Here is a 25,235-nt window from a genome sequence, read left to right as displayed (position 1 = left end):
ATCACCATGAGCTCTGAGGTCATGACCGACAACCGCGCGAGCATCCTTCTTGTCGATGACATGGAGGACAACCTGATGGCGCTCGAGGCTGTCCTGGGTTCACTCAACGAACCACTGGTGCGCGCACGTTCGGGCGAGGAGGCGATGAAGGCCCTCCTGCGGCAGCGATTCGCCGTGATCCTCCTGGACGTACGCATGCCGGGGATGGACGGCTTCGAGACCGCGTCGAACATCAAGCGGCTCGACCAGACCAAGGACGTGCCCATCATCTTCCTGACGGGCACCGACAACGACGCGGGCTACGCCTTTCGGGGCTACGCGACGGGCGCCGCGGACTACCTCACCAAACCGTTCGACCCCTGGGTACTGCGCTCCAAGGTCACCGTCTTCCTCGAACTGCACCGCAAGAACCAGCAGTTGGAGAAGATCCTGGCCCGCGAGCAGCAGCAGTTCGCCGAGCTGGCGGCTCGTCTCTCGGCGATCGAGGCGCACATGGCCGCGAGCAGCCTGGGCGACGTACTCGAACTGCGCCACCACGTGACACACATGGAGGACCTGGTGAACGAGATGTGGCGCGGGCGGGGCGCCTGACCCGTCTGGCCTGGGGGTCGGACACCGCGCCCGCGTACAGGGGTTGAGGCTCAGGCCTCGCGGGAGCCCGCGTACATCTCGTCGATCAGGTGCTGGTACTCCCGCTCGACGACCGGGCGCTTCAGCTTCAGGCTGGGCGTCAGTTCGCCGTGCTCGATGTCCAGGTCGCGGGGCAGCAGCTTGAACTTCTTGACGGTCTGCCAGCGCTGCAGGCCTTCGTTGAGCTGCTTCACATAGCCCTCGATGAGCTCGACCGTCACCGGCGCGGAGACCACGTCGGCGTAGCTCTTGCCGTCCAGGCCGTTCTCCTTGGCCCAGGCCAGGATGGCCGGCTCGTCGAGCGCGATCAGAGCGGTGCAGAAGTTCCGGTCGGCGCCGTGCACCAGGATGTTGGAGACGTACGGGCAGACGGCCTTGAACTGGCCCTCGACCTCGGCGGGCGCGATGTACTTGCCGCCGGACGTCTTGATCAGGTCCTTCTTGCGGTCGGTGATCCTCAGGTAGCCGTCCTCGGACAGCTCACCGATGTCCCCGGTGTGGAACCACCCGTCGGACTCGAGGACCTCGGCCGTCTTCTCGTCGAGGCCGTGGTAGCCCTCCATGATGCCGGGGCCGCGCAGCAGGATCTCGCCGTCGTCCGCGATCCGGACCTCCGTGCCGGGCAGCGGCTTGCCGACGGTGCCGGTGCGGTAGGCCTCACCGGGGTTGACGAAGGACGCGGCGGAGGACTCGGTGAGTCCGTAGCCCTCCAGAATGTGGATGCCCGCGCCGGCGAAGAAGTAGCCGATGTCGGGTGCGAGCGCGGCCGACCCGGAGACGGCGGCGCGCAGACGTCCGCCGAAGGCCTCCCGCAGCTTGGAGTAGACGAGCGCGTCGGCGACCTTGTGCTTGGCGCCGAGCCCGAAGGGCACGGACGCGGAGCCGGTCCTGCGGAAGTTGTCCTGGCTGACCTTCGCGTACTCGCGGGAGACGTCGGCCGCCCACAGGAAGATCTTGTACTTGGCGCCGCCACCGGCCCGCGCCTTGGCCGCGACCCCGTTGTAGACCTTCTCGAAGATGCGCGGCACCGCGGCCATGTACGTCGGCTGCACCACCGGAAGGTTCTCGATGATCTTGTCGACGCGGCCGTCGACCGCGGTGACGTGCCCCAGCTCGATCTGCCCCGAGGTCAGCACCTTGCCGAAGACGTGTGCGAGCGGCAGCCACAGGTACTGCACGTCGTCCGGGCCGAGCAGACCGGTCGACGCGATGGCCTTGGCCATGTACGACCAGTTGTCCTGCGGCAGGCGCACGCCCTTGGGGCGGCCCGTGGTGCCGGAGGTGTAGATGATCGTGGCGAGCTGGTCCTTGGTGATCGCCGCGATCCGCTCCTTGACGGCCTCGGGGTTCTTCTCCAGATGGGCGGCGCCGCGCGCCTCCAGATCGGCGAGCGTCAGCACCCAGCCTTCGGGGTCGCCGTCGGCGGGCCCCGCGCCCTCGGTGTCGATCACCACGACGTGCCGAAGATCGGGCAGCTCGGCGCGCTTCTCGCGCGCCTTGGCGAGCTGCGCGGCGTTCTCCGCGATGAGGACCCGGCTGCCGGAGTCCGCCAGGATGTAGGTGGACTCCTCGGCGTTGGTCTGCGGATACACCGTGGTGGTGGCCGCGCCCGCGCAGAGGATGCCGAGGTCGGCGAGGATCCACTCGACCCGCGTGGACGAGGCGAGCGCCACCCGGTCCTCGGGGGCGAGGCCGAGCTCGATCAGGCCCGCGGCGATGGCGTAGACGCGCTCGGCGGCCTGCGCCCAGCTGAGTGACTTCCATTCGTCGGGGCCCTCGCCCGAGGCCGCCGGCACTGGGTAGCGGTAGGCCTCTGCATCGGGCGTGGCCGCCACGCGCTCAAGGAAGAGATGCGCCACGGACGGCGGACGGTTCTCGATCAAGGTCTGTGTGTCGCTCACGACATCCTCCGGACCCGCGACATGGCGGCGACTGGCTGGCGGCTGCTGGTCTTGTTTAACTTGCGAGTAACCTACGAGCAGTGATCAGAGTAGAGCGCTGAAGCCCAGCGCGTAAGGGGCTTCTGCCTGTCACTTCATACAAGAACGGGTCCGCCGCGCAAGAGCGCGACGGACCCACTGAGATGCCTCTGTGCCGCCCGTGCCGGACGGGGCCAGAGTTACTTCTTCGCCTTGCCCGGACCACTGTCGTCGCTGGAGAGCACCGCGATGAAGGCTTCCTGCGGCACCTCGACGGAGCCGACCATCTTCATGCGCTTCTTGCCCTCCTTCTGCTTCTCGAGCAGCTTGCGCTTACGGGAGATGTCACCGCCGTAGCACTTGGCGAGCACGTCCTTGCGGATGGCGCGGATGGTCTCGCGGGAGATGACCCGGGAGCCGATGGCGGCCTGGACGGGGATTTCGAAGGCCTGCCGCGGGATGAGCTCCCGCAGCTTGGCCACCAGGCGCACGCCGTACGCGTACGCGGCGTCCTTGTGCGTGACGGCGGAGAACGCGTCGACGCGGTCGCCGTGCAGCAGGATGTCGACCTTCACCAGGTCGGCGGACTGCTCGCCGGTGGGCTCGTAGTCCAGGGACGCGTAACCACGGGTCTTGGACTTCAGCTGGTCGAAGAAGTCGAAGACGATCTCGGCGAGGGGGAGGGTGTAGCGGATCTCCACCCGGTCCTCGGAGAGGTAGTCCATGCCGAGGAGGGTGCCGCGGCGGGTCTGGCAGAGCTCCATGATCGAGCCGATGAACTCGCTGGGCGCGAGGAGAGTGGCGCGTACGACAGGCTCGTAGACCTTGTCGATCTTGCCCTCGGGGAACTCGCTCGGGTTGGTGACCGTGTGCTCGGTCCCGTCCTCCATGTCCACGCGGTAGACCACGTTGGGGGCGGTGGCGATCAGGTCGAGCCCGAACTCGCGCTCGAGGCGCTCACGGATCACGTCGAGGTGCAGAAGCCCCAGGAAGCCGACGCGGAAGCCGAAGCCGAGCGCGGCCGATGTCTCCGGCTCGTAGACAAGGGCGGCGTCGTTGAGCTGCAGCTTGTCGAGGGCCTCGCGCAGGTCCGGGTACTCCGAGCCGTCCAGCGGATAGAGACCCGAGAAGACCATCGGCTTCGGGTCCTTGTAACCGCCGAGGGCCTCGGTCGCGCCCTTGTTCAGGGAGGTGATCGTGTCACCGACCTTGGACTGACGTACGTCCTTCACGCCGGTGATGATGTAGCCCACCTCACCGACGCCGATGCCGTCGGCCGGGGTCATCTCGGGGGACGACACACCGATCTCGAGCAGCTCGTGCGTGGCGCCGGTGGACATCATCCGGATCCGCTCACGCTTGTTGAGCTGGCCGTCGACGACTCGTACGTACGTCACGACGCCCCGGTAGGAGTCGTACACCGAGTCGAAGATCATCGCGCGGGCGGGCGCGTCGGCGACGCCGACCGGCGGCGGAACCTCAGCGACGACCTTGTCGAGCAGCGCCTCGACGCCCATGCCGGTCTTCGCGGAGACCTTCAGCACGTCTTCGGGGTCGCAGCCGATGAGGTTGGCGAGCTCCTCCGAGAACTTCTCCGGCTGGGCGGCCGGCAGGTCGATCTTGTTGAGCACCGGAACGATCTTGAGGTCGTTCTCCATCGCCAGGTAGAGGTTGGCGAGAGTCTGCGCCTCGATGCCCTGCGCCGCGTCGACGAGGAGGATCGTGCCCTCGCACGCCGCGAGCGAGCGCGACACCTCGTACGTGAAGTCCACGTGCCCCGGGGTGTCGATCATGTTGAGGATGTGGGTCGTGCCCTTCTCGGGGCCCTCCGAGGGGGCCCAGGGCAGACGGACCGCCTGGGACTTGATCGTGATGCCGCGCTCACGCTCGATGTCCATGCGGTCGAGGTACTGGGCGCGCATCTGCCGCTGGTCGACCACACCGGTCAGCTGGAGCATGCGGTCGGCGAGCGTGGACTTGCCGTGGTCGATGTGCGCGATGATGCAGAAATTACGGATCAGAGCCGGGTCGGTACGGCTCGGCGCGGGCACATTTTTAGGGGTCGCGGGCACGCAGGGTCCTGTCTCTTGAGGCGCCTGTCGCCTCGGGTCGGATCTATACGTAGATTCCATGGTCCCACGGGTGGGGCACTGGGCCCGGATCGGGCAGGTCAGGGTGGGGGACGTGCCCGGGACGAGCCCAGGACAAGCCCAGGAGGAGACCGGGGCAAGCCCAGGACCGGACCGGGACGAGACCGGATTGGGTCGGTCGTGGAGCGACTGGTAATCTGGGCAGCTGTGTCTCCTGGACTTACTGGGCTCATGGGTCTCTCGACCTATGGGTCTCGCGGTCCTGAGGCACATGTCAAAGAAACTCAGCTGCAGTACCTCTGCAGTACCTGAACCTGAAAAGGCTCTTTCGTGGCGAACATCAAGTCCCAGATCAAGCGGATCAAGACCAACGAGAAGGCGCGTCAGCGCAACAAGGCGGTCAAGTCTTCGCTGAAGACCGCGATCCGCAAGGCCCGCGAGGCCGTTGCCGCGGGTGACACCCAGAAGGCCGTCGAGGCGACGCGCGTTGCTTCGCGTGAGCTCGACAAGGCCGTCTCCAAGGGCGTCATCCACAAGAACCAGGCCGCCAACAAGAAGTCGGCGCTTGCTTCGAAGGTCGCGACCCTCCAGGGCTGAAGCTCTTGCCCCGGCTCGCCGGGGCGCTGATCAATCCTCCCGCGAGGGTAATTCGAGCCCTCTACCTCGAATCGCGGACAGACCACGCAGTACGCCACGCTGCGACGATGCCCCCGGCCCACTCCGGGGGCATTGCTGTGTCCGGGGTCATTGCTGTGTCCGGGGTGGCTTCCAGGGGGCGCGGGCTCCGTGACGTGGGCTCCGTGAGGGGCGTGGGGAGCTGCGTGGCCTAAGGGGCGTGGGAACTGCGCGATCTAAGGGGCGCGGGGAACTGCGCGACCAGCCACGGACTACCCGCAGATTCCGAACGGCGGCCTTCCGGGGAAGGCTGAGCGGGCAGCGGGTTCAGCGACGGGGCCTGGCCGCGCGGGCGATGGCGACGACGGCCTTCTCCAGCGCGTACTCCGGATCGTCCCCGCCCCCCTTGACCCCCGCATCGGCCGCCGCGACAGCGGTCAGCGCGGCGGCCACCCCGTCCGGCGTCCAGCCCCTCATCTGCTGCCGGACTCGGTCGATCTTCCAGGGAGGCATACCCAGCTCACGGGCGAGGTCGGCGGGCCGCCCACCCCGCGCGGAGGAGAGCTTCCCGATGGCCCGCACGGCCTGGGCGAGCGCGCTGGTGATCAGGACGGGGGCGACGCCGGTCGACAGGGACCAGCGCAACGCTTCGAGCGCTTCGGCCGCCCGGCCCTCCACGGCGCGGTCGGCCACGGTGAAGCTGGAGGCCTCGGCGCGGCCCGTGTAATAGCGGCCGACGATCGCCTCGTCGATCGTGCCCTCGACATCCGCCACCAGCTGGGACACCGCCGACGCGAGCTCCCGCAGATCGCTGCCGATCGAGTCGACCAGGGCCTGGCACGCCTCCGGCGTCGCCGAACGGCCCAGGGCACGGAACTCGCTCCGTACGAACGAGAGCCGGTCCGCGGCCTTGGTCATCTTGGGGCAGGCGACCTCACGGGCCCCCGCCTTGCGGGCGGCGTCGAGCAGCGCCTTGCCCTTGGCGCCGCCCGCGTGCAGCAGGACGAGGGTGATCTCCTCGACCGGTGACCCGAGATACGCCTTCACGTCCTTGACCGTGTCGGCCGACAGATCCTGCGCGTTACGGACGATCACGACCTTGCGCTCGGCGAAGAGCGAGGGGCTTGTCAGCTCGTCGAGCGTGCCGGGCTGCAACTGGTCGGAGGTGAGGTCGCGCACGTCCGTGTCCGCGTCGGCGGCACGGGCGGCCGCGACCACCTGCTGCACGGCGCGGTCGAGGAGGAGGTCCTCCTGGCCCACGGCGAGCGTGAGAGGAGCGAGCGGGTCGGCGGTATCTGTCTTCCTGGCCATCGCGGTAAAGCATCCCACGCGGCACTGACAGCCCGTCCCGCGCAGCCGGGTCCCGTGCAGCCGGGTCCCGTGCAACCCGTTCTCGGAAGGCTCGCCCCGTACCGGAGAATGGGGCGGTGACTGACGTACGACATGTCCTGGTGCTGCCCGACCGCGATGCCGCGGAAGAAGTGGCGGAAGAACTCCCCGACCGTTTCGGCGTGCGCGAGCAGCCTCAACTGGTCCGCGACGCCCTGGCCGGTGAGGACGACGCCGAGGACGCCCAGTGGCTCGTCGTGATCGAGGACCCCGAGCGGCGCCTCGACCGCTCGGCGCTCGACGAACTGGCGGCGGAGCACGAGGGCTGGCTCGAAGCTCCCTAGGCCGGGCTTCCCAGGCCCGGCTTCCCGAGCTGGGCTTCCCGACGGGGCCCGTCGTCAGCCCTTGGGCAGGACCTGTATGTCGAGGTCGATCGTGATGCTGGGGCCGACCGCCGCGATGCCGCGGGCGAGCATGGTCTGCCAGTTGATCGTGAAGTCGTCGCGGTGCAGCTCGGTGGAGGCGCGGCAGGCGACGCGGGTCTCCCCCTCCAGGCCGTGGCCCACGCCGAGGTACTCCGTCTCGAGCGTGACCGTACGCGTCACGCCGTGCAGCGTCAGGCCGCCCGTGATCGCCCAGCGGCTGCCGCCCTTGTGCACGAAGCGGTCGCTGTAGAACTCCATCGTCGGGAAGCGCTCCACGTCGAGGAAGTCACCGGACCGCAGGTGGTCGTCCCGCATCTTCACCGCGGTGTCGATGGAGGCGGCATCGATGACGACGTGCATCGCGGAGTCCTCCATACGCTCCCCCAGCCGTATGACACCCGCGAAGCTGTTGAACCGGCCGTGGATGCGGGCAAGCCCGATGTGCCGCGCGGTGAAGGCGATCGAGGTGTGCTGGGGGTCGATCTCCCAGTCGCCGGGCTCGGGCAGCGCCGGGGGCTGAGCTATCTGAAGCATGACGTCACCGAGGGAGGCGTGCGCGCTCTCCCCGACCGTGGCGTTCGCCCGGTACGGAGTGAACCCTTCCGCCGAGACCGCCAAGCGGTACTCCCCGGCCGGAACAGTGGCGACGAACGAACCGAACGGGTCAAGCCCTCCGCCGACGACCTTGCGCCCCATGGCATCGCTGACCGAGAACTCCGCGTGCCGCACGGGCTCATTGACGGGATCGAGCACCCGGCAGCTGAGCACGCCCGCGTTGGGCGGAATCGCCACGGCGGACAAGGGCCCTCCGGCCCGTCCTGCCCGGCCTGTCAGCCCGGCGCCACCGGCTCCTCCTGCTCCACCGGCCCGATCGGTCCGACCGGCTCGGTTCCTACGGTCTCCCAGCCAACGGCCGAACATATGCGACACACCCCCGCGCACCTTGACAACTCCTGTCCCGAAGGGGCATTCGATCACCGTTGCGGCATTCGATGCAACACGAACCCACTTCGCTGCAATTCGGTTAAGGCCGACGGACTGGACCCGGCGGCTCGGACCCGGCTGCTCGGACCCGGCTGCTCCGACCCGGCTGCTCGCTAGGGCGCTCGCGTGGCCACCTCCAGCCTCGGAGCCGCTCCGCCCGCCGATGGAGCCGCCGATCTGCCGGTCGGCCCGATGACCGCGATCGAGCCGTTCGTATCCGTCCGCAGTACCTCCGCTCCCCCGGCCCGCAACGCCACGACCGTGCGGGGCGCCGGATGCCCGTACGAGTTGTCCCTGCCACAAGAAATGAGCGCGAGGCGCGGCGCGGTCCGCCGCATGAGTCCGGGGTCCTGATAGGCCGAGCCGTGGTGCGCGACCTTGAGCACGTCCACGGGAGGCAGCGCCACCACGGCCGGCGTGCGCGAGAGGGCTCGCTGGGCGGGTGGCTCCAGATCACCGAGCAGGAGCAGGGTCACCCCCTTGGCGCGGACGAGCAGGGTGACGCTGGCGTCGTTCGGGCCATCGGGGGTGGGCGCCGGGCCCGGGCCCTCCGCCGCGGGCCAGAGGACCTGCCAGTCGAGGGCGCCGCCGCCCGCACTGCGCCGCTCCCCCGCCACGGCACGGGTCACCGGGATCTGATGAGCCGCCGCCTGATCCGTTACGAACTTCGCCTGTTCAGGTGGCTCTTGATACCCCGTCGTCTGGATCGCCCCGACCGAACGCCCCCGCAGCACGCCCGGCAGGCCCGCCACGTGGTCCGCGTGAAAGTGGGTCAACACGACGAGCGGCACACGGGTCACGCCGAGCAGACGCAGACAGCGGTCCACGAGCACCGGGTCAGGACCCGCGTCGACGACCACTCCCGCCCCGTCACCGGCGGCGAGCACGGTGGCATCCCCCTGGCCCACATCGCACATCGCGAACCGCCAACCCGGCGGCGGCCAGCCCGCGATCACCCGGACGAGGGGCGGGGGTTGCACGATCGCGAGGAGGAGCAGCAGGACGCAGGCCGCGCTGAGCCAGGGGTACCTGACGAGCCTGCGACCGGCCAGCACCACGCCGACCGTGGCCAGAGCGAGCAGCAGACCACCACACCAGCCACCGGGCCAGTCGACTCCGCTCCCCGGCAGAGCCGCACCCGTGCGCGCGATGTCCGCGATCCACGCGACCGGCCAACTCGCCCACCATGCGACAAACCTGGCGACCGGCATGGCCAACGGAGCCGTCGCGAGCGTGGCGAAGCCGAGGACCGTGGCGGGCGCGACGGCCACTTCCGCGAGGAGATTGCAGGGGATCGCCACCAGGCTCACCCGTGCCGCGATGACGGCGACGACCGGCGCGCACACCGCCTGCGCGGCACCCGCGGCGGCCAACGCCTCGGCCAGGCGCGGGGGAACCCCGCGTCTTTGAAGCGCGGCGCTCCACCTCGGGGCGAGGGTGAGCAGGGCACCGGTGGCCAGGACGGAGAGCAGGAAGCCGGGGCTGCGGGCCAGCCACGGGTCGTACAGGACGAGCAGCAGTACGGCTGCGGCCAGGGCCGGGATCAGCGACCGACGCCGTCCGGTACCGATGGCGAGCAGCGCGATCACCCCGCAGGCCGCGGCCCGCAGCACGCTCGGGTCCGGTCGGCAGACGATGACGAAGCCGAGAGTGAGGGCGCCGCCGATCAGCGCGGTCGCCCGCAGCGGGATCCCGAGCCGTGGCGCGATACCCCGTCGCTCGGCGCGCTGAGCAAGACCCGGCGGGCCGATGAGCAGCGCGAGGACGATCGTGAGATTGGCCCCGCTCACGGCGAGGAGGTGCGTCAGGTCGGTTGCCCTGAAGGCCTCTTCCAGCTCGGGCGGCACGCGGGAGGTGTCCCCGACCACAAGACCGGGCAACAGTGCCCGCGCATCGGGCGGCAACCCATCGGTGGCCTCACGCAGCCCGCCCCGCAACCGCCCCGCCAGGCGCTGCGGCCCTGACGGCGCCTCGATCACCCGCGGCGTCTGCTCTCCGGACACCCGGACCACCGCCGCGACGCGGTCACTCTGCGGCAAGGGAGGCGACAGGCTCGCCCGGACGCGCAGCCGGGTGGAAGGGAGGAGCGCGAGCCAGCGCGACCTGGGCCAGGGACCTGCGACATCCGCACCGCCGACCGCGCCCCCAGGGCCTTGCCCGCCCCCGTCCCCGTCTCCGTCCCCGTCCCCATTCTCATCCCCTCCCCCATCCCCGTCCCTGTCCTCCGCGAAGACCAGGGCCGGGGTTCGGGTCACGGATGTCTTGCCGTCATGCGTCGTGACCCGGACGATCTCCGCGTCCAGCATCACGGAGGGCGGCGCGGCCTGGGCTCCCGGGACGCGGGGCCGGGTGATCCGGGGATCGGATGTGACCTCCACATCGACCTCCGCCTCGGCATATTGGCCAGCCAGCGCCGGGACCGGGCCCCGGTGCAGGTCGGCCCCGTGCAAGGCCGCGGAGGCAGCGCCCGCCGCAGCGCAGAGGAGGACAGCCGCCACCGAGACCCGCCGCCAGGGTTGGCGCCCCGCACCCGTCGGCCGCCCCCGCACCGTCCACACCACCAGCAGGGCGCCCGCCACCCCCACGCAGACCGCCACAGCCGCGATCACCCACCGGGGCGGTGCGTCAAGCGCCAGGGCCGCCGTTCCCCAGGCCGCTAGGGCGGGTGGCACGAGACGCAGGTCCGGTGGGCCCTCCTGGCGAGGGTGCGCGTCCCCGAGCCGACGCCCGGGACGGGCGTCAGCGGTGGGGGCGGCCGGGGCTGTTGAGGCTCCGGGCATCGCGGCGGCCCGGCTCCTCGACTCAGCCGTCCTGCTCCTCGGCCTCATGGCCGCACGAGGTTCTGCAGGTCGGCGTAGCGCCTGTCGCCGATTCCGTTGACCTCGCGCAGTTCGTCCACCGAGCGGAAACCGCCGTGTTCCGTGCGGTAGTCGATGATGTGCTGGGCCAACACGGGTCCCACGCCGGGCAGTTCGTCGAGCTGCTCGGCTGTGGCCGTGTTGAGGCCGACCGGCGCGGCGGGGCTCGCTCCCGTCGGCCCGGCGCCCGCCTCCGCGCCAGGCACCGCCGGAGCCGCCGGAGCCGCCGTCGGAGCGCCCACAGCCAGCTGTTCGCCGTCGATGAGCAGGCGGGCGCGGTTGAGGCCGTCCGTGTCCGCGCCGGGGCGAACCCCGCCCGCGGCCTTCAGCGCGTCGGCGACCCGGGAACCCGCGGGCAGCCGCAGAATCCCGGGGCTGCGGACCTTGCCGCTGACGTCCACGACGACCCTGCCGCCGCCCGCACCGGGCATGCCGCCTGCGCCACCCCCCTCCGGAGGGGCTGGAGCTCCCGGTGACGGAGACGGCTCCGCACCCCGATCGGGCGCCGCACCGACCACGTCCGGCGCCCGCACCGGCTGCGGACGCCCTGACCAGAAGTGCTGGGCGGCGAAGACCGCGGCAAGGGCGAGGACCACCGAGAGGGCGACCAGGCTCCGCCGCTCAAGACCGCACCGCAGTTGCAGCCACAACGGCAACCGCTCCCGCACGGCAAGCCCCACCCGCCCCCACAACGGCGCCACGAACTCGCCACCGGCTGCGGGCGGCGCCGATCGTTGCTGAGCCTGGTCTCGGGACTGCGGTTGGTCTCGGGGCTGAGCCTGGTCTCGGGGCTGCGCCTGAGCCCGGGCCTGCGACACCGACTGAGCTTGCGACACGGTCTTGGCGGGCCGCACGGCCTGCGGCTGAGTCGACGGCACCGTCGCAGCCGCCGGTTGCACCGAGGCCCGCTGCCACGTCTGCGCCACTGCGGCGTCCTGCACCTGCGGCACAGCCCGACGCCGCCGCACGGTCCGCGCCGGAGAGGGCGCCACCGCCTCAGCCTCGGTCCACGGCACAGCCCATGAGGGCCGCACGGCCTGCGGCTGTGACTGCGGCTGCGGCTGCGGCTGCGGCTGCGGCTGCGGCTGCGGCTGCGGAACAGTCTCCGCCTGCTGCGCCGCCGACCGATACGGCCGCACGTCCCGCGCCACCGGCCGGGCCTGCGGCTGCCCCGCCTCCTCCAGCACCGGCTGACGCCATCGCATACCCTGCCGCTCCGGATGCGGCACCGTCACGGCCTCCGGCTGCCGCAGGGCCCGCGGATGCGACACCGGCCCACCCTGCGCCAGCCCCACGGGCTCCAAGCCCTCTCCGCCACCCGCCCGTTCAGGCTCGCTGAAGAGTGACTCCGCGCGCTGCCGTAACGCCAGCGCCCGCGCCCGCGACTCCCCTGAAACGTGTCTGCGCCTTGCCGCCCGTCTGCGGGCCTGGCCGTATCGGTCGGCGCCGCCGGACGCGGGAACGCGGCCGTCGGATGCGGGGCCGCGCCCCGGTCCGCTCGTGGCGGCAGATGTCCGTGAAAGTGATCGAAGTGCCATGCCGACGACGCTAGGCACCGCGGCGGAATCTTGTTGATCTTGGTCAATTCCCGTGGATTACCCGGCAGTTGTGGATAACCCCGCCACCCGCAAGAGCGACCCAGGACGATCTAGGGAGCCTTAGGGCAACACTCAGGCAGATCTAGAGCGACATGGGCCTGCCCCCCTCGACCCCGCGCAGCCCCGCTCCCCCTCACCAGGGCGAAACCACAGCCCCCAACAACCCGGGCCCCGTATGCGCCCCGATCACCGCCCCGACCTCGCTGACGTGCAGCTCCGCAAGGCCGGGCACCCGGTCCCTGAGCCGGTCCGCGAGGGTCGAGGCCCGTTCGGGCGCCGCCAGATGATGCACCGCGATGTCGACGCGGTCCGCACCGGCCCGCTCGATCACGATCTCCTCGAGGCGGGCGATCGCCTTGGACGCCGTCCGCACCTTCTCCAGCATCTCGATGCGCCCGCCGTCCAGCTGAAGCAGCGGCTTCACGGCCAGCGCCGAGCCCAACAGCGCCTGCGCGGCGCCGATCCGGCCGCCCCGGCGGAGATAGTCCAGGGTGTCGACGTAGAAGTACGCGGACGTGTTCGCGGCCCGCTTCTCCGCCGCGGTCACCGCCTCGTCCACCGAGCCGCCGGACTCGGCCGCCTCCGCAGCCGCCAGCGCGCAGAAGCCCAGGGCCATCGCGACCATGCCGGTGTCCACCACCCGAACCGCCACCGGCGCGTCCTTCGCCGCGAGGGCCGCCGCGTCGTACGTGCCCGAGAACTCGGCGGACAGATGCAGCGAGACGATGTCCGTCGCGCCCGACTCGGCGACCTTGCGGTAGGTCTGGGCGAAGACCTCCGGGCTCGGCCGCGAAGTGGTCACAGAGCGGCGCTTCTGCAGCGCCAGAGCCAGGGAGCGCGCGGAGATCTCGGTGCCCTCTTCTAGCGCCTGGTCGCCGAGGACCACCGTCAGGGGTACCGACGTGATGCCGTGCCGCTCCATCGTCCGCTGCGGCAGATAGGCCGTTGAATCCGTGACGATCGCGACATGACGGGACATGCGGTGGAGGTTACCTGCCTGGGCCCGGCGGCGGCAGCCCGACCCCTTGCGGTCCAGTCTGCCAGTCGCCCTCCGGGCCCTGCCGGATCACCCCCGCGGTCACGTCGTGCTCTCGGGCCTGGCCTGCTTCTCCCAGGGATAGGAGGGCCGCGGCGTCGGCGGCGTGATGGCGGGCCGCGCCTGCTCCTCCGACGCGGACGGCTTCGGCTGCTCCGACGGCTCCGAGGGCTCCGTCCACGTCTGCTCCGCGCCCTTGCCCGCGTCCGCCGCCTGCTCGGGCTCGGGCCACGCGGCGGGGGTCTGCGCGGGCGCCGGTTCCTTCGTCCAGTGCCGCAGCGCGCCCGTCTCCAGGTCGATCTGCGAGCTCAGCGAGTCCAGATCGTCGTCCGCGAAACGGTGGGCCCGGTCGCGCACCACCCACCGCAGCGAGTCCGCCGACTTCGTGATCTGCGCCGTACGCTCCCGCAGGGCGGGGAGCCGCTGGGTCAGGGCCGCCTTGTCCGGGTCCCGCTCCAGGCGCCTGAGCTCTTCGTCCAGCTCGTGGCCGTGCGCGCTGAGCCGCTCGAAGAGCCCCAGGGACTCCTTCAGCGAGACGTCTTCGACGGCACCCGCCTGCAGGGCGTCCTGCGTGGCCCGCATCGACGTACGCAACGAGAGCCTCAGCTGGGCCAGTTCGGCGGCCGGGCCCACCTGCGCGAAGCTTCTCGCGCGCAGTGTCGTGTCCTCCACCGACCGGCGCGCCTGCGAGATCGTGCGGTCCACACCGCGCTTGGCGGCACCGACCGCCTTCACCGTCATGTACACACCAAAGACCAGAAACAGCACTACGAGCAGCGCCACGATCACGCCCACGGCCTCCATGACGCTCCTCCCGGGTCCTGCGGCGAGTTCCGCACCGACCCTTCCACGGTAAACGCAAAGGGCAGGCCGAGGGTTCCAGTGGAACCCCCAACCTGCCCGTAGGGGACTACCCTCATGCCCCCTCGCGTACCGCGTGCCTCTAGGCCGGGACGATGTTCACCAGCTTCGGCGCCCGCACGATGACCTTGCGGATCCCGGCACCGTCCAGTGCCGCCAGAACCCTCTCGTCACCCAGGGCCACCTTCTCCAGCTCCTCGTCCGAGATCGAAGGGGAGACCTCCAGGCGCGCCCTGACCTTGCCCTTGATCTGCACGACGCAGGTCACGGTCTCGTCCACGACGTACGCCGGGTCGGCCACGGGGAAGTCCTGGTGGACGACCGAGTCGGTGTGGCCCAGCTTGCGCCACAGCTCCTCGCCGACGTGCGGGGCCAGCGGAGCGATCAGCAGCACCAGGCGCTCGGCGACCGGGCGCGGCAGCGTGCCGCCCTCCTTGGTCAGGTAGTTGTTCAGCTCGGTGATCTTGGCGATGGCGGTGTTGAACCGCATGCCGTCCAGGTCCTGGCGCACGCCGTCGATCGCCTTGTGCAGGGCGCGCAACGTGCCCTCGGCGACGTCGGACTCCGCGACGTCCGCGACCGTGACCTCACCGGTCGACTCGTCGACGATCAGACGCCACATGCGCTGCAGCAGTCGGTACTGGCCGACCACCGCGCGCGTGTCCCACGGGCGCGAGACGTCCAGCGGGCCCATCGCCATCTCGTACAGACGCAGGGTGTCCGCGCCGTACTCCTCGCAGATCTCGTCCGGGGTGACCGCGTTCTTCAGGGACTTGCCCATCTTGCCCAGCTCGCGCTTGACCGGCTCGCCCTCGAAGAAGTACTGGCCGTCGCGCTCCTCGACCTCGGTGGCCTGGACCGGGAAGCCACGGCTGTCGCGGTACACGTAGGCCTGGATCATGCCCTGGTTGAACAGCTTGTGGAACGGCTCGCAGGACGAGATGTGCCCCAGGTCGAACAGCACCTTCGACCAGAAGCGGGCGTACAGCAGGTGCAGCACCGCGTGCTCGGCGCCGCCCACGTACAGGTCGACGCCGCCGGTCGGCTGCCCCTCGCGCGGGCCCATCCAGTACTGCTCGATGGCCGGGTCGACCAGCTTCTGGTCGTTGTGCGGGTCCAGGTAACGCAGCTCGTACCAGCAGGAACCGGCCCAGTTGGGCATCGTGTTCGTCTCGCGGCGGTACTTCTTGGGGCCGTCGCCCAGGTCCAGGGTGACGTTGACCCAGTCCTCGTTGCGGGACAGCGGCGTCTCCGGAGAGGTGTCCGCGTCGCCCGGTTCGAAGGTGCGCGGGGAGTAGTCGTCCACCTCCGGCAGCTCCAGGGGCAGCATCGACTCGGGCAGCGAGTGGGCGATGCCGTCCTCGTCGTAGACGATCGGGAAGGGCTCGCCCCAGTAACGCTGACGGCTGAACAGCCAGTCGCGCAGGCGGAAGTTGACGGTGCCCTCGCCGATGCCGCGGGTGGCCAGCCAGCCGGTGATGCGCGCCTTGGCGCCGACGACGTCCATGCCGTCGAGCGACACCTCCGCGTTGGCGGAGTTGATCAGCTTCGCCTCGTAGGAGGAGAAGGCGTCGTCCCACATCGACGTGTCGGTGCCGCGGTCGTCGGACGGCTCGACCACGCAGCGCATCGGCAGGTGGAAGGCGCGCGCGAAGGCGAAGTCGCGGCTGTCGTGCGCCGGGACGGCCATGATCGCGCCGGTGCCGTAGCCCATCAGGACGTAGTCGGCGATGAAGACCGGGACCTGCTCGCCGCTGACCGGGTTGGTGGCGTAGACGCCGGTGAAGACGCCGGTCTTCTCCTTGGCGTCGGCCTGGCGCTCCACGTCGGACTTGGAGGCGGCGAACGCGCGGTACTTGGCGACGGCTTCGGCCGGGGTGGCGTGCCCGCCCGTCCACGTCTCGTGGGTGCCCTCGGGCCAGGCGTCGGGGACGACCTTGTCGACCAGGTCGTGTTCGGGCGCCAGGACCATGTAGGTCGCGCCGAACAGGGTGTCCTGGCGGGTGGTGAAGACGGTGATGGCCTCGTCCCCGGCGCCGACCGGGAAGTCGACACGGGCGCCTTCGGAGCGGCCGATCCAGTTGCGCTGCTGCAGCTTGATGGCCTCGGGCCAGTCCAGGCCGTCCAGGTCGTCGAGCAGGCGGTCCGCGTACGCCGTGATGCGCATGTTCCACTGGCGCAGCTTGGCCTTGAAGACGGGGAAGTTGCCGCGCTCGGACCGGCCGTCGGCGGTGACTTCCTCGTTGGCCAGGACGGTGCCCAGGCCGGGACACCAGTTGACGGGGGCGTCGGAGGCGTACGCCAGGCGGTACCCGCTCAGCACGTCGGCGCGCTCGTTGGCGGTCAGCTCGCTCCACGCGCGCGTGGAGCCCGGTACCGCCCGCTCACCGCTGTCGAACTGCGCGACCAGGTCGGCGATCGGGCGGGCCTTCTTCGCCTCCCCGTCGTACCAGGAGTTGAAGATCTGCACGAAGATCCACTGGGTCCACTTGTAGTAGTCCGGGTCGATCGTCGCGAAGGAGCGGCGCTTGTCGTGGCCCAGGCCCAGACCGCGCAGCTGCGTCTTCATGTTCTCCATGTTGGCCTCGGTGGAGGCCCGGGGGTGCGTGCCCGTCTGCACGGCGTACTGCTCGGCGGGCAGGCCGAAGGCGTCGAAGCCCAGGGTGTGCAGGACGTTGTGGCCCGTCATGCGCTGGAAGCGCGCGTAGACGTCCGTGGCGATGTATCCCAGCGGGTGGCCGACGTGCAGGCCCGCTCCGGAGGGGTACGGGAACATGTCCATGATGAACTTCTTGGGCTTGGCGACCAGCGCGGCCTGCGCGTCGCCGTCCGCCGCCAGGTCACCGCTCGGATTCGGCGCCTCGTACGTGCCGTCGGCGTCCCAGAAGTCCTGCCAGCGTGCCTCGATCTCGGCGGCCAGAGCAGCCGTGTAGCGGTGCGGCGCGGCCACCTCGGTGGCGGCAGCGGAATTCGTCTCGCTCATGATTGTCAAAGCTCCATCGATCGTCTCTGCCTGCGGAAATGACCGTCCTGGCCAAATGAAAAAGCCCCTCACACAGGAGGGGACGCCGCGCCGATGCCGACCGCGATTTTCCGGCGGTCGGGACTGATCAGCGCGGCCCGCTAAGCAGAAGGCGTACGGCACGCATGGCGTCAGGGTACCGCAGCGCTCGCGCGGCCCGCGACGAGGTTCCACCGCACCGCCCCATGCCGCCCCCTGGCCCGTCGAAGGTCCGGAACTCGACCTTTGGCCAGAGGTTACCCCGCGTACCGACCGCTATCGGGGCAACACCAAGATCGCGTCGCGTTTAGATAACAACGCAATAACTCAAACCCCGTACTCACTGGTATGCGGCCACTTAGCATGCGGCGATCGAGCCATTTCGGAGTCGCCCCCATGAACCCTCTGAATCCTCCTCGCACGAGCCGCACCAACCGCTCCACCCGCAAGAGCCGTTCGTTCGCAGCCTTCCCCGAACCGAGCAGAACCACGCGCGGAGTCCTGACCACCGCCGCACTGCTGCTCATACCCCTGCTCGTCATGATCGGCAGCGACGCCTTCCGCGCCGCCCTCGACTTCACCACCGGCGTCCTGTCCCTGGTCTCCCTGACCGCCGCCGTCGTCTGGGGCCTGGTCGCCACCGACCGGCTCTTCCTGCACTCCCGTCAGCGACTGCTCGCCCAGGCCGTGCACCGGGCCACCGCCGTCGCCTCCATCGGGTTCCTCCTGCTGCACGTCAGCGTCAAACTCGCGCTCGACCACGTCTCGCCGGTCGGCGCCCTCATCCCCTTCGGGCTCGGCTTCTCCGGCAGCGACGGCCTCATCGGCCTCGGTTCGCTCGCCGGGCTCCTCATGGTCGTCACCGGCGTCACCGGGGCCCTGCGCAGCGCCTTCGCCTCGCCCGCCCAGGTCGCGTCGCGCTGGCGGGCGCTGCACATGCTCGCCTACCCCGCCTGGTGCTCGGCCCTTGTCCACGGCCTGTACGCGGGACGCGCGCCCAAGCCGTGGGTGATCGCCCTGTACTGCCTCTGCCTGGTCGCCGTCGCGGGCGCGGTCGCCTTGCGCGCGGCCCCGCTCCCGGTCAAGCGGAAGGTGGCCGCCCGGATCCTGGCCCTCCTCGAACCGGAGGGCAGGGCGCGCATCAGGGAGCCCGTACGCCGGGACACCACCGAGTCCCCGCTCCCCGGTACGGCGGCCGATCCCGGCCGCGCCCCCGAACCCGTACCCGACCCCCCGGTGGTCGGCATCGCGGCGGCCTACCGCGTCCTCGCCTCCACCAGCCGGCCGACAGAGGTCATTCCCCGCACCGATCTCCCGATGGATCCCCCGCCACGCTGGCCGTCCCCGTCCCCGCCTCCCCCGGCCGAGGCGCCGCGCATTCCGTACGACACCTCGCACGACACCCACACCACGGCGTACGACCCCCCGGACGCCGCATACCGCTCCCACGACACCGCGTACGACCCGCAGTACGACGCGGCCCACAACCCTCCGTACGAGGCCCCGTACCAAGCCCCGTACGACAGCGGTCCCGCCACCGAACCGCTGCCCCACACCTTCCAGGCGCCGAGCTCGGGCGAGCCCTGGAACGCCGCCACCGGAGGACCCAAGTGAACGCGTCGCTGCCCGACGTCCCCGAAGTCCGCGTCGTCGGGCTTCCGCTCCTGACCTCGGGCTTCGATCTGGTCGAGCGCCTTGATCTGGCGATGCACCTGAAGGTGCACGGCCCGCTCGAACCCATGGCGGGCGAGTCCCTCGCCGGTCTCTCCGAGGCCATCTCGCTGCGCGGCAGAGGCGGCGCGGGCTTCCCCTTCGCCAAGAAGCTGCGCGCGGTCGCCGACGCGGCGATACGTCGCGGCGTACGGCCCGTGGTCGTGGTCAACGGCAGCGAGGACGAACCCGCCTGCCGCAAGGACACCGTCCTGATCAACCGCGCCCCGCACCTCATCCTCGACGGCGCTCTCCTTGCCGCCGAAGCCCTGGGCGCCCGCACGCTCGTCGTGGGCGTGACCCGGGACTCCACCGAGTCCTCGATGCTCGCGGCGCTCGCCGAGCGCGGCCTCACCAACCGGCGCGGATCGACCATCCGCGCGCGCGTGCAGCGCAATCCGGTGCGCATGGTGACCGGAGAGTCCTCGGCCCTGGTGCGCTCGGCGGACGGCGGGCCGCCACTGCCGCCGGGGCGCAAGGTGCGCACCTCCGACTCCGGAGTGGGCGGCGCGCCCACGCTGCTGTCCAACGCGGAGACCTTCGCGCAGCTCGCGGTCGCCGCCCGCATAGGCGCCGACCGCTACTGCCGCACCGGCCTGCGGGAGGAGCCCGGCACGGTGCTGCTCACCGTCTCCGGAGCCGTCGCGAGGCCCATGGTGGTCGAGGTTCCCACCGGAGTGCCCCTGCGGTACGTACTGCAACTCGCCGGTGCCCCGCCGCTCCCCCAGGGCGTCCTGACGGGCGGCTATCACGGCAAGTGGCTCGACGCGGTCACCGCACACGACGCGGTCGTCTCACGCGCCTCCCTGGAGGCCTGCGGCGGCGCGCTCGGCGCGGGCGCGATCCTGCCGATCGGACCCGGCACCTGCCCGCTCGGGGAGTCGCTGCACGTGGCGAACTGGCTGGCCGGCGAGAGCGCGGGCCAGTGCGGCCCCTGCTATCTGGGGCTTCCCGCGGCGGCCCGCGGTCTCGCGGACGTCCTGGACGGCGGCGGCCCCACCGCCCTGGAGGCGCTGCGCGAGGTGACACGGGCCGTGAAGCGGCGCGGCGCCTGCAAGCACCCCGACGGCACGGCGGCCTTCATCGACTCCAGCATCTCGGCGTTCACGGACGACCTCGCCGCGCACGTCCTGGGCGGCGGCTGCGGCCGCCCCGTGGAGGGCGTCCTGCCGCTCCAGGAGGAGGCCCCGCAGGCCGAGGCCCCCAGCGGCCGCAGGCTCGCCGTCGACTGGACCCTCTGCCAGGGCCACGGGCTGTGCGCGGACATCGTCCCCGAGCTGATCCAGCTGGGCCCCGACGGCTTCCCCTCGGTGGCGGAAGCGTCCGTACCGCGCTACTCCGAAGCGCGCGCCGCACGTGCCGTACGCCGCTGCCCCGCACTCGCGCTGCGCGTCGAGGAGGACCCGTCCGTGCCCTCACCGCGCACGGCACTGCCGCTCGCACTCCCGCCGGGCCGTGGCCGTGGCCGCAGGGCGCTCGGCAGCGGACGGCAATGACCCTTTAGGAGACGCCTCCAGTTAGGAGACACCTCCAGGCGACACACGAAAGCGGGCCACCCGATCCGGGTGGCCCGCTCTCATCTGCTGTGGAGCTAAGGAGAATTGAACTCCTGACCTCCTGCATGCCATGCAGGCGCTCTACCAACTGAGCTATAGCCCCTTGCTTGTCCGCCCGGTTCCCCCGGCGACCTCGCCAACATTACACGGTCCTCCCCGTGCTCCACCAAATCGTTTCCGGTCTGTACGGATAAGGCCGGTACTGTCAGCCTTCGTGACCGTGATCGCGCTAGTCGGCGCCCGCCGCCGCGTGCCCCTCGCCGCCGGGATGTGCCTGCTCTCCTTCACGGCCTTCTGGCTCGCGCAGCGCGCCGCGGACGTCTCGATGATCGACCTGATGGTCTACCGGGCCGAGGGCGAGACCGCGCGCGCGGGCGGCGACCTCTACGCGCTGCGCACCACCGAGGCCCACCTGCCCACCACGTACCCGCCGTTCGCGGCCCTGCTGTTCACCCCGCTGACGCTCCTGGACACGGCGGACATGCGCACTCTGGCGACCCTGGGGAACCTGCTCCTCCTGGTGGCCTTCGCCCACCTCTCCCTGCGCCTCATCGGACCCACCCGGAGCGCCGAGACCGCCCTGTGGGCGTCCGCGCTCGCCGTCTGGGCGGAGCCGGTGTGGACGACCCTGCGGTACGGCCAGATCAATCTGCTGCTCGCCGTCCTGGTCCTGTGGGACCTGTCACGCCGCCCCGGCCACCGCTGGGCGGGCCTGGGCATCGGCATCGCGGCGGCGATCAAACTCACGCCCGCGCTCTTCGTGGTCTTCCTGCTGCTCACCGGCGCCGCCGAGGCCGTACGGCGCGGGCACTGGCGCGCTCCCGTGCGCCACGCGTGCGTGGCGGGTGTCTCGTTCGCCGGGGCGACGCTGCTCGCGGCCGCCGTCCTGCCTGATGACTCCTGGCGCTTCTGGACCCGGATGGTCTTCGAGGCGGGCCGGGTCGGGCTCGCCGAGGACACCGCGAACCAGTCGCTGCGCGGCGTCCTGGCGCGGCTCCTGCACACCGACGAGCCCGGCGCCCGGTGGGCGGTGGCCGCGGCGGTGGCCTGCGTGCTCGGTCTCGCCGTGGCGGTGCGCGCGGCGCTGCGCGGGGAGCGCGCCCGGGCGGCGGTGGCCTGCGCGGCGACGGCGCTTCTGGTCAGCCCGGTGTCGTGGTCGCACCACTGGGTGTGGTGCGTGCCGATGGCGCTGCTCCTGTGGACGGAGGCGGTGCGCCGGGGCGGCCGGGCCCGGTGGGCGGCCACCGGCGCCGTGGTCCTCGTCTTCTGTTCGTACGCCCTGTGGTGGGTTCCCCATGGCGTGGGACGGCTTGAACTCGACCAGAATTATGGCGAGATGACGCTGTCCGCCCTCTACGTAGGGACCGCTTTCGCGTTCCTGCTGCAAGAACCACAAGGAATCGGAGGCCGGATCCGATCAGGGATCAAGCCAGTCAGGGATCAAGCCGTGGCGAAGGAGTAGAAGCGCTTGAGCGTGCAGTGTTCGTCGAGCAGCCGTCCATAGATCGGCTCCCCTTCGAGCTCGCGGTACGTCTCGATGGGGTCGCCCTTTATGATCAGCGCCCGCGCGCACTCCTCGCACCAGTACTGGTAGTCCGGGTTGACCGGTTCCATGTCGCGGACGATGGGCGTACCACTGCCGCACCAGTCGCACTTCCGCCTGTGTGCACCCATCGATCAGCTCCAGCTGCGGCCGCAGGCCGTGCACACGTACGAGACACCGCCGTTGTCGCCGAGCACTTGGGCGACATGGGACGAACCGCAGGACGGACAGGTGAGATGGGGGGCGATCGCCGCGAAGGGAGCGGCAGCGCGGCGTGGCGCGGCCACTGCGATGGGGCCGACAGCCTCATCGCGGATGCTCGCAGGCATCGCTCTCCCTCCCGTCGGGTCACATTCGGTGGTCTGGCGCGGTCCCCTTCCGGTTGTCCGATTCTGCCATGGCCTGAGCGACCCGGTCAGCGACGCAGTCGTACCAGTCCGGACACGGCACCCAGCGCCGCCGCTCCGGCCAGGGCATATGCGCACACCTGGAGCGCGTCCGCGGATGAATACGCACCCGGAGCCCCCTGCGACTCAAGCCGGTTGAGGAAAAGCGCGCCAAAACACGCGACGCCGATCAATTGGCCGATCTGAGTGACCGTCGCGAGGAGTCCGCTGGCATCCGCGGCGTCTTCCGGCCGTACCGTGGAGAGTGCCCGGGTGAGCGTCGGGCTGAACCCCAGGGAGAGCCCCACACCGATGCCCACGAAGGCCGCGTACAGCCACAGTCCGCCCTGACCGCCGTCCCGCAGCAGCAGACCCACCGCGACCGTCGACACCGCGGTGAGCGCGAACCCACTGGGGATCAGTGCCCGTTGGGCCGCCGCCGGCCATCGCCGCCAGGTCAGGCCGACCGCGCCGAAGACCACGGCGGTGGGCGCGAACGTCAGACCGGCGCGCAGCGCGCTGTAGCCGAGGCCGCCCTGGAAGTGCAGCGTGAGCACGAACAGGAAGCCCGCGTTGACCGCCATCACGGTGCCTATCCGGAAGACCGCGAGGCCCATACCGGGGATGCGCAGGACCCGCGGCGCGATCAGCGGCGCGCCTCCACCGCGGGCGAGCCGGGACTCGTATCCGCAGAAGAGCGCGAAGAGAACCAGTGCCGAGCCCATCGAGAGCCAGGACCACAGCGGCCAGCCCTCCTGCTGGCCGAGCACCAGCGGCACGGTGAGCAGCGAGACGGTGGCGCCGAGCAGCACGAGCCCCGGCAGATCGAGCCCGCGCGCCCGCTGCCCCTGCGCCCGCCGCTGCCCCTCCCCCGGCTTCGGGGAGGCGTCACGCGGCAGCACACGCCTGGCCATGATCAGCAGGACCACGCCGACCGGCACGTTCACCAGGAACACCGGGCGCCATCCCGTGCCGAACAGGTCGGCGCTGACCAGGATTCCGCCGAGCACCTGCCCCGCCGCCGCCCCGACGGCGAGCACGGCCGAGTACGCGCCGAGCGCCTTCGTCCGCGCCTCGCCGGTGAAGTTGCGCTGGATCAGGCTGAGGACCTGCGGGATGAGCAATGCCGAGCCCGCGCCCTGCAGCAGCCTGAAGGCGATCAACTCGCCCGTGCCCTGGCTGAGTCCGCAGGCGAGCGAGGCGGCGGTGAAGACCGCGAGGCCCACGAGGTAGACGCGACGGTGGCCGATGCGGTCGCCGAGCCGCGCGCCGGTGATCAGGAGCACGGCGTACGTGATGGTGTATCCGGCGATCACCAGCTGCAACCCGGCGCCCGACGCGCCCAGTTCGGCGCGGATGGTGGGCGCGGCGACATTGACGATGAAGGCGTCGAGCAGTGCCATGAACTGCGCGGCGATGACGACCGCGAGCAGCCGCCCGGGGCGATTGTCAGTGCCGGGGGCTTTACTGAATGCGGGACTTGAATCCGCGAAATCCACGGAATCAGCGGAATCGACTGAATCGACGGAATCGACTGAACCAGCAGGATCACCGGGATCGCCGGGATCCGCCGCGGTGGATGGGGCGCTCGTTGTCATGACACCGAGCGTGACGGCGAGTTGGTACGGGTAACGAGAGCCCGTTGATGCTGGTACTGGCAGCACCTGGCAGAGCCCGGGGCGTGGACCGACGATGGGGGACGTGACGACGATGGGGACGACTCAGCGACGAAGGCCCGAGCTCGCCGCCTTCCTGCGGAGCCGCAGAGCCAGGGTGACACCGGCCGACGTGGGCATGCCGCCGGGCCTGCGCCGCCGTACGCCCGGCCTGCGCCGCGAGGAGGTCGCCCAGCTCTCCGGAGTCGGCGTCACCTGGTACACGTGGTTGGAGCAGGGCCGCCCGATCAACGCGTCGGCGCAGGTCCTGGATGCCGTGGCGCGCACGCTCCGCCTCGACAAGCCGGAGCGCGAGCATCTGTACCACCTGGCCGAGGTGCCGTTCGAGCCGGACCGTGGGACCGCGTCCCCCGAGGCGGTCGGCCCCGAGATCCAGGGCATCATCGACGCCCTCGACCCGCATCCGGCCGTGGTCTACAACGCGCGCTACGACATCCTCGCCACCAACCCCGCCTACCGCGATCTCTTCTTCGTTCCGCAGGTGACGGTCCTGCGCGTACCGAACGTGCTGTGGACGCTGTTCATCGTGCCCGACCCCGTCTGCCCGCTGGTCTTCCGCGAATCGGAGCTGCCGGTGATGGTCGCGACGCTGCGCAGTGCGTACGGACGCCATGTGGGAGAGCCCGCCTGGGAGGACTTCATACGCCGCCTGTCCGCCGCGAGCGCGCACTTCGCCGAGCTGTGGGAGAGCGGGGACGTGGCGCCGCCGGGACCGCGCGTGAAGACGTTTCGGCACGCGGCGGTCGGAGAGCTGCGGATGACGTCGGTCTCGCTGTCCATCAACGGCATGCCGGAGTGCCGGATCGTCGCGTACACACCGGACGACGAGGTGAGCCGACTGCGGGCGGCGGAGCTTCGCGCGCTCAGGCCAGCGGAAACGGAAGGATCCCGCCCTCTGATGAGGACGGGATCCGAATTGTGGAGCTAAGGAGAATTGAACTCCTGACCTCCTGCATGCCATGCAGGCGCTCTACCAACTGAGCTATAGCCCCGTGTGCCATGCGGCGGAGCCACATGA

At 70.7% G+C, this 25,235-nt stretch carries 19 protein-coding genes and 2 tRNA genes; 7 read left to right on the top strand and 14 right to left on the bottom strand.

The window, feature by feature from the left end; all coding sequences use genetic code 11:
• The first annotated feature begins 6 nt into the window (after window positions 1-6).
• Entirely contained in the window at window positions 7-591 is a 585-nt protein-coding gene (locus tag ACZ5CR_RS06865; protein WP_468854314.1) for a response regulator, read from the top strand.
• Between the two features lie 50 nt (window positions 592-641).
• On the opposite strand, the gene ACZ5CR_RS06860 is transcribed toward ACZ5CR_RS06865, so the two are convergent.
• Both ACZ5CR_RS06860 and lepA read right to left on the bottom strand, forming a co-directional pair.
• Complete coding sequence (locus ACZ5CR_RS06860; protein ID WP_468854312.1) at window positions 642-2,531, bottom strand: AMP-dependent synthetase/ligase; 1,890 nt, start codon at window positions 2,529-2,531, stop codon at window positions 642-644.
• A 218-nt stretch (window positions 2,532-2,749) separates the two neighbouring features.
• A complete protein-coding gene (gene lepA, locus ACZ5CR_RS06855; protein WP_468854310.1) occupies window positions 2,750-4,621 on the bottom strand; it encodes a translation elongation factor 4 in 1,872 nt (623 codons plus the stop codon).
• Between the two features lie 348 nt (window positions 4,622-4,969).
• Here lepA and rpsT point away from each other — a divergent pair, with 348 nt between their 5' ends.
• On the top strand, window positions 4,970-5,236 hold the full coding sequence (gene rpsT, locus ACZ5CR_RS06850) for a 30S ribosomal protein S20 (protein WP_389907245.1): 267 nt from the start codon (window positions 4,970-4,972) through the stop codon (window positions 5,234-5,236).
• Between the two features lie 345 nt (window positions 5,237-5,581).
• Here rpsT and holA read toward each other — a convergent pair whose 3' ends face one another.
• The gene (gene holA / locus ACZ5CR_RS06845; RefSeq protein WP_468854307.1) at window positions 5,582-6,565 is read right to left on the bottom strand and encodes a DNA polymerase III subunit delta; all 984 of its coding nucleotides are present in this window, start codon (window positions 6,563-6,565) and stop codon (window positions 5,582-5,584) included.
• A 116-nt stretch (window positions 6,566-6,681) separates the two neighbouring features.
• Between holA and ACZ5CR_RS06840 the strand changes: the two genes are divergently transcribed.
• Window positions 6,682-6,927 carry a hypothetical protein gene (locus tag ACZ5CR_RS06840; protein WP_453525868.1) on the top strand — a complete coding sequence of 82 codons (246 nt, stop codon included), beginning with the start codon at window positions 6,682-6,684 and terminating at the stop codon, window positions 6,925-6,927.
• Window positions 6,928-6,981: 54 nt separating this feature from the next.
• Here ACZ5CR_RS06840 and ACZ5CR_RS06835 read toward each other — a convergent pair whose 3' ends face one another.
• The 6 genes from ACZ5CR_RS06835 to leuS form a co-directional block, all read right to left on the bottom strand.
• Window positions 6,982-7,929, bottom strand: coding sequence for a YceI family protein (locus ACZ5CR_RS06835; protein WP_468854797.1), 948 nt, complete (start codon window positions 7,927-7,929; stop codon window positions 6,982-6,984).
• A gap of 176 nt (window positions 7,930-8,105) precedes the next feature.
• Window positions 8,106-10,772 carry a ComEC/Rec2 family competence protein gene (locus tag ACZ5CR_RS06830; protein ID WP_468854304.1) on the bottom strand — a complete coding sequence of 889 codons (2,667 nt, stop codon included), beginning with the start codon at window positions 10,770-10,772 and terminating at the stop codon, window positions 8,106-8,108.
• A gap of 44 nt (window positions 10,773-10,816) precedes the next feature.
• Window positions 10,817-11,704, bottom strand: a complete 888-nt coding sequence (locus tag ACZ5CR_RS06825) for a ComEA family DNA-binding protein (RefSeq protein WP_468854795.1) — start codon at window positions 11,702-11,704, stop codon at window positions 10,817-10,819.
• Between the two features lie 877 nt (window positions 11,705-12,581).
• A complete protein-coding gene (locus ACZ5CR_RS06820) occupies window positions 12,582-13,427 on the bottom strand; it encodes a DegV family protein (RefSeq protein ID WP_468854302.1) in 846 nt (281 codons plus the stop codon).
• A 99-nt stretch (window positions 13,428-13,526) separates the two neighbouring features.
• Window positions 13,527-14,288: a hypothetical protein gene (locus ACZ5CR_RS06815; RefSeq protein ID WP_468854299.1), complete on the bottom strand. Its 762-nt coding sequence runs from the start codon at window positions 14,286-14,288 to the stop codon at window positions 13,527-13,529.
• A 139-nt stretch (window positions 14,289-14,427) separates the two neighbouring features.
• Complete coding sequence (gene leuS, locus ACZ5CR_RS06810; RefSeq protein ID WP_468854296.1) at window positions 14,428-17,328, bottom strand: leucine--tRNA ligase; 2,901 nt, start codon at window positions 17,326-17,328, stop codon at window positions 14,428-14,430.
• Between the two features lie 414 nt (window positions 17,329-17,742).
• Here leuS and ACZ5CR_RS06805 point away from each other — a divergent pair, with 414 nt between their 5' ends.
• Together ACZ5CR_RS06805 and ACZ5CR_RS06800 are read left to right on the top strand one after the other, a co-directional pair.
• Window positions 17,743-18,960 carry a cytochrome b/b6 domain-containing protein gene (locus ACZ5CR_RS06805; protein ID WP_468854294.1) on the top strand — a complete coding sequence of 406 codons (1,218 nt, stop codon included), beginning with the start codon at window positions 17,743-17,745 and terminating at the stop codon, window positions 18,958-18,960.
• Complete coding sequence (locus ACZ5CR_RS06800) at window positions 18,957-20,552, top strand: ferredoxin (RefSeq protein WP_468854292.1); 1,596 nt, start codon at window positions 18,957-18,959, stop codon at window positions 20,550-20,552. Before ACZ5CR_RS06805 ends, ACZ5CR_RS06800 begins: the two co-directional genes overlap by 4 nt.
• A 90-nt stretch (window positions 20,553-20,642) precedes the next feature.
• Here the strand turns inward: ACZ5CR_RS06800 and ACZ5CR_RS06795 are convergent.
• Window positions 20,643-20,715: transfer RNA gene (locus ACZ5CR_RS06795), tRNA-Ala, on the bottom strand.
• A 111-nt stretch (window positions 20,716-20,826) separates the two neighbouring features.
• On the opposite strand from ACZ5CR_RS06795, the gene ACZ5CR_RS06790 reads away from it, so the two are divergent.
• Window positions 20,827-22,074 carry a glycosyltransferase 87 family protein gene (locus tag ACZ5CR_RS06790; RefSeq protein ID WP_468854289.1) on the top strand — a complete coding sequence of 416 codons (1,248 nt, stop codon included), beginning with the start codon at window positions 20,827-20,829 and terminating at the stop codon, window positions 22,072-22,074.
• On the opposite strand, the gene ACZ5CR_RS06785 is transcribed toward ACZ5CR_RS06790, so the two are convergent.
• The 3 genes from ACZ5CR_RS06785 to ACZ5CR_RS06775 all read right to left on the bottom strand — a co-directional run bounded on the left by ACZ5CR_RS06785 (window position 22,053) and on the right by ACZ5CR_RS06775 (window position 23,974).
• On the bottom strand, window positions 22,053-22,286 hold the full coding sequence (locus ACZ5CR_RS06785; protein WP_016643127.1) for a hypothetical protein: 234 nt from the start codon (window positions 22,284-22,286) through the stop codon (window positions 22,053-22,055). The two genes, ACZ5CR_RS06790 and ACZ5CR_RS06785, sit on opposite strands and share 22 nt — an antisense overlap.
• A gap of 3 nt (window positions 22,287-22,289) precedes the next feature.
• The gene (locus ACZ5CR_RS06780) at window positions 22,290-22,484 is read right to left on the bottom strand and encodes a hypothetical protein (protein ID WP_468854286.1); all 195 of its coding nucleotides are present in this window, start codon (window positions 22,482-22,484) and stop codon (window positions 22,290-22,292) included.
• Window positions 22,485-22,570: 86 nt separating this feature from the next.
• Entirely contained in the window at window positions 22,571-23,974 is a 1,404-nt protein-coding gene (locus ACZ5CR_RS06775) for an MFS transporter (RefSeq protein WP_468854792.1), read from the bottom strand.
• Window positions 23,975-24,233: 259 nt separating this feature from the next.
• Here ACZ5CR_RS06775 and ACZ5CR_RS06770 point away from each other — a divergent pair, with 259 nt between their 5' ends.
• Window positions 24,234-25,145 (top strand): helix-turn-helix transcriptional regulator, encoded by a 912-nt coding sequence (locus ACZ5CR_RS06770; protein WP_468854284.1) that lies wholly within the window; start codon window positions 24,234-24,236, stop codon window positions 25,143-25,145.
• Here the strand turns inward: ACZ5CR_RS06770 and ACZ5CR_RS06765 are convergent.
• Window positions 25,137-25,209 (bottom strand) — tRNA-Ala (locus ACZ5CR_RS06765). The two genes, ACZ5CR_RS06770 and ACZ5CR_RS06765, sit on opposite strands and share 9 nt — an antisense overlap.
• Between the last annotated feature and the right edge of the window lie 26 nt (window positions 25,210-25,235).

This window comes from Streptomyces sp. NPDC031274 (assembly GCF_055570235.1).
The sequence above is the reverse complement of the archived record's forward strand: the minus strand, read 5'-3'. Positions and strand labels throughout refer to the sequence as shown.

Excerpts from the sequence above, each read along its gene's own strand:
- holA (WP_468854307.1), bottom strand. The coding sequence starts at position 6,565 with ATGGCCAGGAAGACAGATACCGCCGACCCGCTCGCTCCTCTCACGCTC.
- ACZ5CR_RS06830 (WP_468854304.1), bottom strand. The coding sequence starts at position 10,772 with ATGCCCGGAGCCTCAACAGCCCCGGCCGCCCCCACCGCTGACGCCCGT.
- ACZ5CR_RS06785 (WP_016643127.1), bottom strand. The coding sequence starts at position 22,286 with ATGGGTGCACACAGGCGGAAGTGCGACTGGTGCGGCAGTGGTACGCCC.
- leuS (WP_468854296.1), bottom strand. The coding sequence starts at position 17,328 with ATGAGCGAGACGAATTCCGCTGCCGCCACCGAGGTGGCCGCGCCGCAC.
- ACZ5CR_RS06820 (WP_468854302.1), bottom strand. The coding sequence starts at position 13,427 with ATGTCCCGTCATGTCGCGATCGTCACGGATTCAACGGCCTATCTGCCG.
- ACZ5CR_RS06770 (WP_468854284.1), top strand. The coding sequence starts at position 24,234 with ATGGGGGACGTGACGACGATGGGGACGACTCAGCGACGAAGGCCCGAG.
- ACZ5CR_RS06805 (WP_468854294.1), top strand. The coding sequence starts at position 17,743 with ATGAACCCTCTGAATCCTCCTCGCACGAGCCGCACCAACCGCTCCACC.
- ACZ5CR_RS06780 (WP_468854286.1), bottom strand. The coding sequence starts at position 22,484 with ATGCCTGCGAGCATCCGCGATGAGGCTGTCGGCCCCATCGCAGTGGCC.
- ACZ5CR_RS06865 (WP_468854314.1), top strand. The coding sequence starts at position 7 with ATGAGCTCTGAGGTCATGACCGACAACCGCGCGAGCATCCTTCTTGTC.
- ACZ5CR_RS06835 (WP_468854797.1), bottom strand. The coding sequence starts at position 7,929 with ATGTTCGGCCGTTGGCTGGGAGACCGTAGGAACCGAGCCGGTCGGACC.
- ACZ5CR_RS06815 (WP_468854299.1), bottom strand. The coding sequence starts at position 14,288 with ATGGAGGCCGTGGGCGTGATCGTGGCGCTGCTCGTAGTGCTGTTTCTG.